The 13127-nt window shown below is 41.0% G+C and carries 13 protein-coding genes; 2 read left to right on the plus strand and 11 right to left on the minus strand.

What is annotated here, in order from left to right:
* Positions 1–11: 11 nt before the first annotated feature.
* From ACXAC4_RS23635 to ACXAC4_RS23660, 6 genes are all read right to left on the minus strand, one after another.
* Positions 12–677, minus strand: coding sequence for a DUF2987 domain-containing protein (locus ACXAC4_RS23635; protein WP_475166272.1), 666 nt, complete (start codon positions 675–677; stop codon positions 12–14).
* Positions 678–1036: 359 nt separating this feature from the next.
* Complete coding sequence (locus tag ACXAC4_RS23640; RefSeq protein ID WP_475166278.1) at positions 1037–1495, minus strand: winged helix-turn-helix domain-containing protein; 459 nt, start codon at positions 1493–1495, stop codon at positions 1037–1039.
* Between the two features lie 189 nt (positions 1496–1684).
* Entirely contained in the window at positions 1685–2422 is a 738-nt protein-coding gene (locus tag ACXAC4_RS23645; protein ID WP_475166282.1) for an ABC transporter permease, read from the minus strand.
* The gene (locus ACXAC4_RS23650; protein WP_475166291.1) at positions 2419–3369 is read right to left on the minus strand and encodes an ABC transporter ATP-binding protein; all 951 of its coding nucleotides are present in this window, start codon (positions 3367–3369) and stop codon (positions 2419–2421) included. Before ACXAC4_RS23650 ends, ACXAC4_RS23645 begins: the two co-directional genes overlap by 4 nt.
* Positions 3362–3493: a hypothetical protein gene (locus ACXAC4_RS23655; protein ID WP_475166295.1), complete on the minus strand. Its 132-nt coding sequence runs from the start codon at positions 3491–3493 to the stop codon at positions 3362–3364. The genes ACXAC4_RS23650 and ACXAC4_RS23655 overlap by 8 nt, the downstream gene beginning before the upstream one ends.
* 228 nt (positions 3494–3721) lie before the next feature.
* Positions 3722–4912 carry a serine hydrolase domain-containing protein gene (locus ACXAC4_RS23660; protein ID WP_475166300.1) on the minus strand — a complete coding sequence of 397 codons (1191 nt, stop codon included), beginning with the start codon at positions 4910–4912 and terminating at the stop codon, positions 3722–3724.
* A 210-nt stretch (positions 4913–5122) separates the two neighbouring features.
* Here ACXAC4_RS23660 and ACXAC4_RS23665 point away from each other — a divergent pair, with 210 nt between their 5' ends.
* Together ACXAC4_RS23665 and ACXAC4_RS23670 are read left to right on the plus strand one after the other, a co-directional pair.
* Positions 5123–6919, plus strand: a complete 1797-nt coding sequence (locus tag ACXAC4_RS23665; RefSeq protein WP_475167724.1) for a glycoside hydrolase family 3 protein — start codon at positions 5123–5125, stop codon at positions 6917–6919.
* An 11-nt stretch (positions 6920–6930) separates the two neighbouring features.
* On the plus strand, positions 6931–7659 hold the full coding sequence (locus ACXAC4_RS23670; protein ID WP_475166306.1) for a 5-oxoprolinase subunit PxpA: 729 nt from the start codon (positions 6931–6933) through the stop codon (positions 7657–7659).
* Positions 7660–7738: 79 nt separating this feature from the next.
* Here the strand turns inward: ACXAC4_RS23670 and ACXAC4_RS23675 are convergent, their stop codons facing one another.
* The 5 genes from ACXAC4_RS23675 to efpL all read right to left on the minus strand — a co-directional run bounded on the left by ACXAC4_RS23675 (position 7739) and on the right by efpL (position 13083).
* Positions 7739–8944: an ABC transporter permease gene (locus ACXAC4_RS23675; protein ID WP_475166310.1), complete on the minus strand. Its 1206-nt coding sequence runs from the start codon at positions 8942–8944 to the stop codon at positions 7739–7741.
* Positions 8945–8954: 10 nt separating this feature from the next.
* Entirely contained in the window at positions 8955–10268 is a 1314-nt protein-coding gene (locus ACXAC4_RS23680) for an ABC transporter permease (protein ID WP_475166314.1), read from the minus strand.
* Between the two features lie 9 nt (positions 10269–10277).
* Complete coding sequence (locus ACXAC4_RS23685) at positions 10278–10970, minus strand: ABC transporter ATP-binding protein (protein ID WP_475166319.1); 693 nt, start codon at positions 10968–10970, stop codon at positions 10278–10280.
* Positions 10971–11052: 82 nt separating this feature from the next.
* Complete coding sequence (locus tag ACXAC4_RS23690) at positions 11053–12330, minus strand: efflux RND transporter periplasmic adaptor subunit (RefSeq protein ID WP_475166325.1); 1278 nt, start codon at positions 12328–12330, stop codon at positions 11053–11055.
* A gap of 180 nt (positions 12331–12510) precedes the next feature.
* Positions 12511–13083 (minus strand): elongation factor P-like protein EfpL, encoded by a 573-nt coding sequence (gene efpL / locus ACXAC4_RS23695; RefSeq protein ID WP_058031736.1) that lies wholly within the window; start codon positions 13081–13083, stop codon positions 12511–12513.
* Positions 13084–13127 lie beyond the last annotated feature (44 nt).

A 13127-nucleotide genomic window follows, 5' to 3' on the forward strand; every position in this document is an offset into this window, starting at 1 on the left:
TAATGTAAAAGTTAATTAATCGGCTCGTATCTAGTCGGTAAAGCACTAAATTGCAGCCAAGTGTCGCTTTGCATCCAGCGTTTCTTTTTTGGAATTTCAATCACAAACTCATCGTCTGTTTTGTATGTTTTGGTTTTGCCTTTGCTGTCTTTTACAGTAATGGTTGCAGGGGCATCAAAGGTGAATTTGATTTCGTCCATACTAGGAATGAACATAGAAAATCCACCTGCCATCTGCTCGGTAAAACCGTTAATATCATCAAGCAAAACAAATACGTCGGAATATTTAAGCAAAGCACTATCAAGTGGGATTACATCTGTATATAAGCTAATACCCACATCATCTTTATTTTTATTTGTGTGTAACATGGTCTTTTCTGCTTCGTCTTGAGGCAGAATAGGTAGGCTGATATTACCTTCTTTATCAATGACTGCATTGGCAATTACCTGACCCTCTCGCTCAAGCCAAACTTTTACATCACTAAACTTAATGTCGGGGTTATTAACTGTCAGTTTAAATGCAGTTTTGAAATACTTAGATTTTGTCTGATTAGTGGCGATGTCGCGCACTTGGTTCATCTCACCATATTCAATACTGCGCCCTTCGGCGTAACTAAACTGGCTAAAAAGAGAGCTGCTAATTAATGCACTTGCTGCAAATACTATTGATAATTTCATTATTATGCCTCCTTGGTAGTTATGTGAAATACCAATCCTCAATAATACTCAATCATTTTGAGGGACTAAAACTGACGCTAGCTTCGTTAAAAACTTCTCATTTACGACTGCATGGATGCAGAAGGTAGAGCAATGCAGGAGCAATTGCCGAGAACAACTAAACATCAAAATTTTCGCCTCACTATCGACAAGCTTTTCTTGCCTCAAAATAGCTCGCTTAATTAAGAGGATTGGTATAACTGACTTAGATGCGTACAAAAAAGTTCAAAAGGATTTTTAAAGCTGATGATTTTTATAGAAAAGTAGAGTCAATAAAGCGATGTTTGTCATCGCTTTATTTCAAGAAAGAGAGAAATAAATTAAGACTTAACAGCCATCCAAATCGCTGTTGCTACAACTAAGGCTGCAGCGCCCAAAATGCCGAGCCAAGCTGTTGACTTGCTCTCTTTTGCAGGCTGCTCAGGTGAACTGTCAGAAGCTGGCGAATCATTTTGCTGAGCACTATCTGAGCTTTCATTGTTTTTTAACTCACTCTCAGCTTTGCTTTCCTCTACAGCAGGCGCTTTGCTAGTAGCGGCTTGTGACTCTAAGGCCGCTGCTACTTCTTCAGCTTGCTCTGTGACTTCAGTAAGCTCTAATTGCCATTGATAGCCTCTTTTTGAAAAGGTTTTAATGGCATCGTTACCAAAAATGGCACGTAAGTGACTGATGTTCTGAAAGACGACTTGTTCAGACACGGTTTTGTCTGGCCAAACTGTTTCTAACAGCTCTGCTTTAGACAGAATTCTATCGTTATTCAAAATAAAGAACTTGAGCATATTCGCAGCTCTGTCTTTTAGCTTAATAACCTTTCCGTGGCGGGTAAGGATTTTGTGTTCACAATCGAACTGGAAAATCTGAAAACTAAACTTCATGTTTTTTAAGAAATAATTAACAACAGGTTAAGAGTAAAGGAATGAAGCCCAGAGGTAAAGCCCCTCTCTGTAAAGGGGCGTTACAATATGATTTTATTTCATGGAGTTGTACTTTTTTGTAGCTAGATATCCACACGGCAATGTAAATAATGCAACACCTAATAAATGCCACGCTAAATTAAAGCCTTGGTGCATCTCTAAAATGCTCAGCCCTAATTGAGATAAATGATAGCTTGGCAATGACCATGCAAACCACTGTAGTGCTTCAGGAAACATAGTGATTGGTAACCATAAACCTGACAGCATCGAAATAGGTAAGTAAATCAGATTAACAAGCGCGGGGGCCGATTTGGCTGAAAAACTTAAGCCCATCACTAGGCCAAGCATGCAAAATGGTAAAGTGCCTAACAGCGCTAATGCATATACCTGACCCCACTTAAGTAGCGACATACTCACGCCTGCGAATAACACGGCAAAACTAGAAAGAAGAATAAATATCAAGGTCGAAAACATTAAGGCCGTAAAGGTTTTACCCATTAAGTATTGACTAGCAGGCATAGGCGATAGTTGTTTCAATGCCAATAGACCTTGCTCTCTATCAGTTGCGACATTAACCCCGAAATTGAATAAAGCGGGGCCCATCACTCCAAAAATAATGTAGTTTATTAGCAAATAGCTACTGGTTTTTTCATCTCCCATAGCGACTCCAAAAAACAAGTAAAAGGCACATGGAAACGCTAAGGTCGGGATCACAAAGCCTAAGTTTCTAAAAACACTTTTAGAGTCGCACCACGCTTCTTGTTTGAGACTATATAAACTTATGCTACTCATGCTGCTTGCTCCTTGGCTGATTTGTCTGATGCTGAATTTACTGGTGTTTTATTTTCTTGTTCAGCGGTTTCTGTGAGTGAAATAAAGGTTTGCTCTAACGATGAAGGTTTAACGCTGAGTAAGTCGCAGCTAAGCCCATTTGCAAATGCTTGCTTTAACAGTGTGTTTGGTGATTTACAGCGGGTTTTAGCCTTACCCTCATTCACTTGCCACGACCACTCAGGTAATAAAGTCGAAATTTCAGACTCATTTAGTTCACAAGCAAAGCTCACTTCACTTAACTGCATATTGTGACTTAACTCACTTGGCGAGCCCTGTGCGATGATCTTTCCCTCATTTAAAATGAATAGCTCATCGCTAAGGGCTTCAGCTTCTTCCATATAATGCGTGGTTAAAATCACCGTTTTACCCTGTGCTTTTAATTGTCGAATGGTTTGCCACATTTGTTGACGGGCATTTACGTCCATTGCCAAGCTAGGCTCATCTAAAAATACCAGTTGTGGGTCGCCAATAATGGCAATGGCAAACAGCAAACGTTGCTTCAAGCCACCTGATAATTTGCTAAATGGTGTATTTTCATGGGCATTTAAGTCACTCAAACGCAGTGCTTTAGAAACAGACATAGGAGACTGGTAGTAGCTTGAGAATAAGTTTAATTGCTCAAATACGGTTAAATTTGCAGGTAAACTGCCGATTTGTAGCATAGCGCCTACTTTAGCTTTTGCAGCAGCAGAACCCGCTTTACTATTCAACACTTCAATGCTGCCTTGTGATGCTTTTAAACGCCCGAGTAACAAATTAATTAACGTTGTTTTACCTGCGCCATTGGCACCTAAAAATCCGTAAACTCGGCCTGCTTTTAATGAGAAATCTAAACCTTTAAGGACGGATTTTTCACCATAGCTATGGTGTAAGTTGTTAACCGAAACCACTGCTGAATTAGTCATAGTTCACCTCGGTGTTTCTTGATTTACCATTAAACGGCTTACCGCGATTGTATTTATAAGTGCTTAATGCGACTGCTATTAAGCAATATGCCATACCTAATACTGCCCACATGATGCTTTCCATAACCAATTCCTCAGTGCGAGATTAACTTTGATGGGTTTAGTATGGCGAAAGGCGAAAAAGAGTTTCAGTGAGCTTTGTCATTGATTGATATGACAAGTGTCATAAAGGAGGAGCAAGCAAACAGTTTTGAGCTTCGACAAATAATTGCCGAAACCCACAAAAGTTAACTCTATGAGCCTACAGCGCTGTTAGCTGGCTTTAACTTTAACAAAATTTAAAGTTCATGGTTTAGTTGCTAAAGTTTCTTTCTCTTAATAGTTCTAACGCTGCGAAAAGGGCTTTTGCCGCATTCTCCGTATCACCATTGACAGCAATAAAGTAAGCACTGTTTTCATTTGGATATAAAAAGCTACTAACAGAAAAAGACCCTGTGAAACCATCATGTCGAAATGCCGTATTATCTAGCTTTGCAAACCAACCCATCGCATAGCCTACTCCTGGCTCTTGAGCTTCACTATAAATCGTATGTAAGGTTTTATAACTCTCTTTACTAAGTATATTGTCACCACCTTTCATACCCTCTAATACCTTAGATAAATATAAGGCGAGCTCTGACAAACTAATATTAACAGTACCCGCAGGGCCATATACTTTTGGAATGATCTCTTTGCCAGCAGTGATAGCTTGCCATTTTCCATTTTTATAAATATGCCCTTTGGGTTGATCACTTTGTTCAAAGCTCGGCTCACCAAAACCAAAGTTTGTAATGCCTAATTGCGAAAATAATTCCTCGCTTATCAGTTGCTCCCAAGTTTGGTTTGTCACCCGCTCAAGCATATGTCCTGCAATAGTATAGCCTACATTACTATATTCATATTGCCCCCGCTTTTGCACAGGTGCGGTATTAAGCACCTCTTTTGTCAACATACTTCGCAACATAAGTGTTGTCTTCGAGATATCGAACCAGCGCCTATCTTTTATATCGATATCTGTTTTTAACCCCGATGTCATATTTAATAACTGCTTTAACGAGATTGATTCATGCTCGGCCCTAATTTGGCCTTTAAGTTCGGGAAAAATATCGGCAATAGTGCTGTCAAAAGAAATTACCTCTTGCTCTACTAATCGCGCAGCGACCATTGCCGTCATAGACTTTGTTAGTGAACCAATAGCCCAACGATCATTATCAGTTACTAAAGTTTGGGTATGTATATCGCGATAGCCTGTACTGGCTATTTCAAACACAAGTCCGTCTTTTACTGTTAAGGCTGTGATCGCCGGCAAGTTATAAGCCAACCTTATATTCTCTAAATGCAGCTGTAGCTCGCCGTCTTGGCCTATACCGACCTGCTCTGAAAGTTTGGTTTTATCAATTGGTGGGGCCTCTGGCGCAACGTCGGACCCACAACCTGTGAGTGTAAAACTTATTAAAGCAATATTAGCCAGCTTAAACGCTGAGAAAGAGGTGAGTCTAATCAAAACATAATCCTTATTTCCTTGTATAAATGCTCTCCTATAGACTTGAGAATTTATAAATTACTCAACATTAAATTGTTAAAAACTGTATGTTTAGTCGTTCGGGTTATCAATCTATTGCTGCAAATGCTAAATTAACCCATTCAGTTTAAGGCCAGATAATTTAGGTAGCCTGTGACGCAATTTTTAAAAAATATCGGGATGGTGATCGCCATGACAATCAGTGCCAGCGGTGCAGCGAAATCGCTCAATCATGCCTCTGAACTACCTTTAGAAGCACAACTTGGTCAAAAGTTGATGCTAGATTTTCGTTATTACTGCGAAAGTGGCGAGTCAAAAGCCTGTAGACAAGGTATGACCGAGTTGCCTAAACCACTTGCCGAGTTGATTGCTAAACACCATATTGGTGGCGTGATCTTATTTGCCGAGAATGTGCCAGACACTACGCAAATCGTAAAGCTCACCAATGACTTACAAACGGCTGCTCAGCAAGCTAAACATCCACAACCCTTGTTTATTTCGATTGACCAAGAAGGTGGCCGTGTAGCCCGTATCAACCGTGCTGAAGCCACGTCTTTCACAGGCAATATGAGTATAGGGGCAACTTATCATAAACACGGGACACACTATCCCAGTTTAGTGGCAACCGCTATTGGTAAAGAGCTAAATAGCCTTGGCATTAATGTAAACTTTGCGCCGACTGTTGATGTGAATAACAACGCGGGCAATCCGGTGATCAACGTTCGTTCTTTCTCAGAAAATCCACTCGAAGTGGCAAAAATGGGCGCCGCGCAGGTTGAAGCATTTGAAGCGCAAAACGTCGTTTCAGCGCTTAAGCACTTTCCAGGTCACGGTGATACCTCAGTCGATAGTCACACTGGTTTGCCGCTTGTTAAACACGATTTAAAGCGTATTGAACAAGTAGAGCTTGCACCTTTTAAATACATTATTGATAAGCACGCACCGGGTATGATCATGACGGCGCATATTCAATATCCCGCACTCGATAACAGCACCTTTGTGAACAAGCAAGGTGAAGCCATGGTTAAACCGGCTACATTGTCGCGTAAAATTATGCATGACTTGCTACGAGAAAAGCTCAACTACCAAGGTGTAACAGTCACAGATGCACTCGATATGGCGGGGATCAGCCATTTCTTTACCCCAACATCCGCAGTGATTGAAACCTTTAAAGCCGGGGTTGATATTGCTCTGATGCCGATTGCCATTCGTACCCCTGACGATATTCAAAAGCTCGATGAACTAATGAGTGCCCTTAAAGCGGCGGTCGCTTTGGGTGAGTTAAAGAAATCCGAAATCACACTATCAGCGCAGCGTATTATTTCACTCAAACAGAAATTTTTGGCAAACCAAACGCTCCGCTCTGCCGCCATTGCTAAAGCGACATTAGGTAACCCGAGTCACCGCCAACTTGAAAGTGAACTTGCTGTTGCCGCCATCACTCAAGTGAAGAACCATGGGCTATTGCCGATTCAAGCTAAACACAAACGCATTCATTTGGTCATGCCTGATACGCAAAAATGCCATGCTCTTGAGCAAGCTTTGCTCTCTTTAGGCAAGCAAGAATTACATATCACATGTAGCAGCTTACAAGGATTCGATCCAAAACAAGCAGATCAAAATATTACTAACTCAGACCTGATTATAGCCGCCCATGCCAGCCCACAACAAAGTGCTGTTGAGATTGGTGGTATGGATGATGTAAAGGCCCTTGACAGTTTTAAGCTCAAACGTAATGAACAGCCAAAAGCACTATTAGCGCTGCTTAAGCAGGCAAAACTTGCTGAAAAGTCAACGCTATTTATTAGCCTGCGCGCGCCCTATGAGATCCCGACTTATGCACCTTACGCACAAGCAGTTTTGGCCAGTTACGCCTACAATGTCGATGTAGTTAGTAAAAATATGATCTCTGGTCCTGCGTTTACTGCGCTCGCTAAAGTGATTTTGGGTTTAGAAAAGCCTGAAGGCCAACTCCCTGTCAGTATTTAAAGGAAGTAAACATGTTATTAAATTGCGATTTAGGTGAAAGCTTTGGTGCGTGGCAAATGGGTTTAGATAGCCACGCTATGCAAGTGATTGATTTGGCAAATATTGCTTGTGGCTTTCACGCTGGAGACCCGGATGTGATGGCTCAAACCCTCACGCTTGCTAAACAGCATAATGTGCAAATTGGTGCTCACCCAAGCTATCCCGACAAACAAGGCTTTGGTCGCCGCTCTATGAAGCTCGGTCATGATGAGTTAGTAAATTGTTTGCACTATCAAATTGCAGCCCTTGACGGTATGGCACAAGTGCATGGTTTATCAATTAGTTATGTAAAACCACATGGTGCACTGTATAACGATATGATGGCCGATAACGGCATTTTAGAAACTGTCATGCAGGCAGTGAGTAGCTATGCCAAACCGCTAAAGTTAATGCTACTGGCGACCAACGAGCAAGCGTCGCACTTAGCTATGGCTGAAAAATATAACCTACCATTGTTGTTTGAAGCTTTTGCGGATCGCTTATATACCAACGAAGGGCGCTTAACTCCTAGAACTGAGTCGAATGCAGTGCATAACAAGCCTGCTTTGATGGCACAAGTCGAGCAGTTATTGACTCAAGGCACAGTCACCACGGGCTCCGGAAGCACGCTCGCACTAAGAGCAGATACCTTATGTGTACATGGAGATAATGAAGCCAGTATTGCCTTAGTGAAAGAGATTAAGCAGTTGATAAAGAAATAATTACTCAGATACAAAAAAGCCAGATCAAAATTTTACCTAGTAAAAATATGATCTGGCTTTTTCAATTAAGCTAAAGTGTTTAAGCACTTCGCGTTGCGATAGCAGGTTCCACTCTTGACGCTTGCAGTGCAGGATAACTCACTGATAGCTGGCCTAGCACAAACAGTGCGGCCATACCCGATAATAAATACGGCAACGGTACAGGTGTTAAACCAAAGTGTTGAGAAAATTGTTCGCTCAGAGATAATGCAGCAATAAAACCAATAACAAGTCCTGTAAGGCTGACCACAGCATTTTCAAGCATAAAGAATCGCATAACTTGACCTCTACTTGCACCTAATGCTCTGCGCGTGCCTATTTGTTTTTTACGACGATTAACCGAAAATCGAGCTTGGCCGTAAATGCCTAAGCTTGTAACGATGAGTAAGCCTGTACATACGCTTATCAACAGCTTACTCGTTGCTCGGTCACTCTGATATGCCTCAAACTTTAACGTTTCTATGGTTTTTGCCTTTTCAATCATGCGTCCAGGTGTTTTAAGCAAGGCTTCTAACACTTGCTCCATTGCTTCATCCCGAAGACCTGGTTTTGCTCTAACGAAATAGCGAACCTCATTGTATGCTTCACGTAATGGCGAGATAACATTGAACTCGACACCGTACCACAATGGCCAAGGGCCTTGCATTGTTTCTACAACCCCTTTGACTTGTTGGGGTTTATCATTTGAAAGATAGACAGTCATGCCAACCGCTTGTTGCCAATCATCTGGGCTTAAACTTTGCGCTACCGCTTTTGTTATCAATATATTTGTTGAAAGGTCGATCCCATCCATTGGAAGAGTATAAACATCTTCAACAGATAGGTTTTCACCTGCGATTAAGTTTAAGCCGAGTACTTCAACCACACTTTCATCTACAGCAAAATAAGCACCATACTCAAACACCTTTGCAGGCTCTTTATTAATAAGCGTTGCCCGCCCCCATGCTTCAAGTGGAATGGCTGACATAGGTGTAACCCCCTGCACAGAAGGTAAAGCACGTAACCGAACAAGATCTTCATCTAAACGCGCTCCCAAAGAATTGGACTCGCCTTGTAAATTAGTTTGTATATAGAAGCTATTAGTCTCATCTACGCCAATCGGTCGTGCCATATTTTTGCTGCGTTCACTAAGCATATTGACGGCATTCACCATGACCATAAAGGTAATCGCAATTTGCAATATCAATAGAAATGGGCTGGCTTTTGCTTTCAGTAACGTCTTTATAATAGGTGCTAAATCTTTCATTGTTACACTCCTACTGACTTTTTAGCTGACTAGAGGGTTGCGTTAGACTGGCCTTAAAAATAGGAAGTAAACCAAAAGTGCAGCTCACTAAAACAGCTAATAATAAGGTGCTTAATACTAAGATGAGGTTCATTTGCATGAGTGATGCGTGCAAATAGCTGTATAAATTTTCCGCTATGGCTAAGCCAAATTGCGCCAAAATCAAGCCAACTAAGCCACCAATGAAACCTATAACAGCTAATTCAACACTAAATTGCGCCACTATATGCTGCTTACTTGCCCCTACAGCTCTACGTAAACCAACTTCACCCGCTTTACCGTGAAATTTAGCCATCATCAAGCCCATACAATTGAGCAAGCATACAATCAAAAATAGCACTGATAACCATACTGCCATTTTGCTGTCATCTGAGACGATTTCTTCGTCTATAAGGTACTGTTTAACATCAACTAAGCGGTTGTAAATTCGATTTGCAAAACGTCCATGATCTCGTTGTTGCTGAGCATAGCTATCTATATAAGCTTGGTATTGCTCTCTTGCAGTGTCATTTTCAAGTTCAACCCACAACACGACCCACATACATTCAGAAGCGAGAAATGCTGCAAAGTCATCACCCTCGTAACTTTTCCAACAAGTATTGTTAACCAAGCCCCCTACCATTAACTCATTTTTAACCTGTGTATTAAATGGGATAAAGACATCGTGAGGCTCAGAGAAAGCTTCTGATTTTACACCGTAAAACTTGGGCATTAATTGCCAGTCGTCTAGTACTCCGACAACTTGGTAAAGAGCATCACCGAACTGCAAAAATCTTCCTACTGAATTTTCTCCATTAAAAAAGCGGTTATTAGATTTTTTTGTTAGTACAATAACCTGTTGAGCTTGCTTATCTGCTTGTTCATCCCAGCCTGAGCCGAACAGAAATGGTGTTTCAAACATGGTAAAAAAATCAGCATTAGTGGTTCTTACTTTGCTTTTGATGGCTTGAGTTTGCTGCTGAGGATTTTTGAGCATTGTGCTAACGGCACTTATCACCACATGGTGCTTAGGGATCCCTGAATTGATGACATTTTGCATGTCCATATAAGTGATTTCTGCCAATGAGCTTTCACCCCAATCATAACCGTCGCCTCGGCTATCCATCTGTACAGAGAAAACTCTATCACTTTTAGAAGGGAGTGGGTCCTGACTCATCATATAACTCACCGTAAAGGTCGTCATCGTTGCCCCTATGCCCATTGCTATTAGTAGTACCATTAAAAAACTGAGCAATGGCGTTCGCTTAAAACTGATCAGTGCCAATTTCACATAATATGAGAACATCGTCACTCCTTAAGCAATGGCTTGAGCCAAAATAGGTGCATCTTCACTTAATACCCCATCTTTGATTTGAACGATGCGCTGAGCCTGCTGAGCTTGATCGTTATCATGGGTCACCATAATAATACTGGTGCCTGAAGCATTGATGTCTTGCAACAGCGACATGATCCCCTGCGACATTTTTGAGTCAAGGTTACCTGTTGGCTCATCGGCAAAAATAACACTGGGTGAGCCGGCTATTGCGCGGGCAATCGCAACGCGTTGTTGTTGGCCACCAGATAATTGAGTGGGATAGTGGTTTTTACGACCAGCCAGACCAACTTGCTCTAACGCTTTCATAATGCGCTCATCACGCTCTTTGGCAGTGAACTTTCGATAGCGCAGTGGCATATCAATATTGTCATAAAGATTAAGTTCAGGAATAAGGTTAAAGCTCTGAAAAACAAAGCCGATTTTTTCATTTCGGTAGGCTGATTTATGCTTATCTGATAGCGTAGAAACATCTTTGCCATCTAACTCGTAGACGCCTTCACTGTGACTTTCAAGTAAGCCTGCGATGTTCAAAAAGGTGGTTTTACCCGAACCTGAAGGGCCGATCACAGCGACAAATTCACCTTGCTCAATAGAGAGGTTAAAAGGTTGAAGTGCTTGTGTTTTCACATCTGAGGTTAAATAGACTTTTGCTAACCCTGTCATTTTTAACATTTTCTTTCCTTATTATTATTTCAAACATCAATACGAAATGAGTGACTAACTCAGTTAATTAGCCACTTTTTAAAAGTTTGAACTACTGTATTACCCGCACGCTCTGTGCTTCTTTGAAGACATTCATGTTAGAGATAACAACCTGATCATTCACAGCAAGACCAGACAATATTTCGACTTTTGTTAGACCAATTGAACCAAGTTTTACTGGGGTTCTTATAGCTTCACCGTCACGAAAAACATAAAGAAATTGTCCACTCTTTTGTAAATATTGACCCCGAGGTAGATAAGCTACATTTTGTTTTTGCTCTAAAATAATACGTGTTGTTAAACGCTGATTTTGTCTAAGGTTAGCAGGAGACGGCTTGCTAAAACGGACTTTGCCCTGCACGCGCCCTTGACTGATCTCAGGAGAAATGGCCACCAACGTTCCTAAAAACGTATTTTCATTAAAGGTAATTTCAGCTAGTAAACCGATGGCTAAATCATCAGCATATATTTCTGGAATTTGTACCTCTAATTCATATTCACTGAGGTCAACCACACTCATAAGGGGCTGGTTTTTACTGACAGTATTCTTTTGCTCAAAATTTAAATTACCGACCACACCAACAACTGGAGAACGGATCTCTAAACCAGTAACCAGTCTTTGCAACTCAGTTACCTTGACCTTCTGTGCATTAAACTCCAGTTCGTAGGTCTGAATTTCAAACGCTTGGCTTTCTTTTAATAGCGCAACTTCTTTATTTACATGATTGTATTCTCGCTCTGCGTTTTCTAAATCATCTTTGGCTTTTTGATAATCAATATCACTAATAACTTGATTTTTGATCGCCTCATCAGAACGACGCATCTCTCTCTTCGCTGCATTTAAGGCAACATGAGCTTGGCCTATGCGATTTTCTTGCTGTAGTTGAATTTGTTTGGCTTGAATCTTTTCTCGGGATAACTGCGTTTTCAAGCGCGACAGCTTAGTCGTTTCTTGTTCAAATAGACTTTGCAGTTCAGGACTTTCAATACGTGCAACGACTTGGTTAAGTTCTACACTATCACCAGCATCAACTAAATAGGTAATCGAACCCTGAGCGGGGCTATACAAAACCGGCCGGCGTGCGGCTATCACTTTGCCTTGTATCGCAAGATCACGAATAAAGTCTCCTTTCATAACCTTAGCTATGCGTAACTTATCTATTGAAATAGCTGACTGCCCGCCAGACCAACTCATCAATAAGGGAGAAACAACAAAGTAAAAAGAAATAACAATAAACAAGCAGACAAGAGCGCGAATAATCCACTTTTTCTTATTTTTAGGCGTGACGACTTGTGAGTCCTGTGCACTGGTATCTGGAATATAACTCATTAAAAACCCTTGCTAATCCGTAGCAAAAAATGGAATAAAGATATTTATTTTATGTCACTAAAAAAGACAAAAAACAAAATAGGTACGGAGTTTATCAGGAAAGAAACAAAGGTTAAAGTTTTGTTAAAACAAAAAGAAGTGGTTATTGGTTGCGGTTAATAAAAGCCGCAACCGAAGAGCTTAGCTGTCTGCACGCCCCATGAACTTTTTCTCATCAGTGTTAATTTTTATTTTATCACCTGTAGAAATATGCTCTGGTACTTGAACAATTAAACCTGTTGTTAGCGTTGCAGGCTTTGTACGTGCACTTGCTGAAGCACCTTTAATTGAAGGTGATGTGTCTTCAATTACTAGCTCAACGCTTGATGGTAGGTCAATAGAAACTGGCGAGCCTTCAACTAAAACAGCCTGTAAGCCTTTCGTTTCTTCGTTAATAAATAGTACTTGCTCAGCAATTGAAGACGTATTGATGTTATATGGTGTGTAATCTTCTTCATCCATAAACACGTGCTCTTCACCGTCGATATAAGACAGCATAACCGGGCGACGAACTAAATCAGCCAGATTTAACATTTCTTCAGCTTTGAACGTTTCGTCAACTTTGCCGCCTGTTACAACATCGTACATACGCATACGGTATAAACTACCGCCAGCTCGACCTTGAGGTACTGAACGTTCGATATCACGTACAATCATTACGCGACCGTTGTAATCAATGGCATTATGTTTTTTTATTTCACTTGCCTTAGGCATGACTTTTATCTCTTTGAAAATAAATTTGCCAAAAATTACCATGA

The sequence above is a fragment of the Pseudoalteromonas sp. AWM4_233 genome (assembly GCF_056158285.1).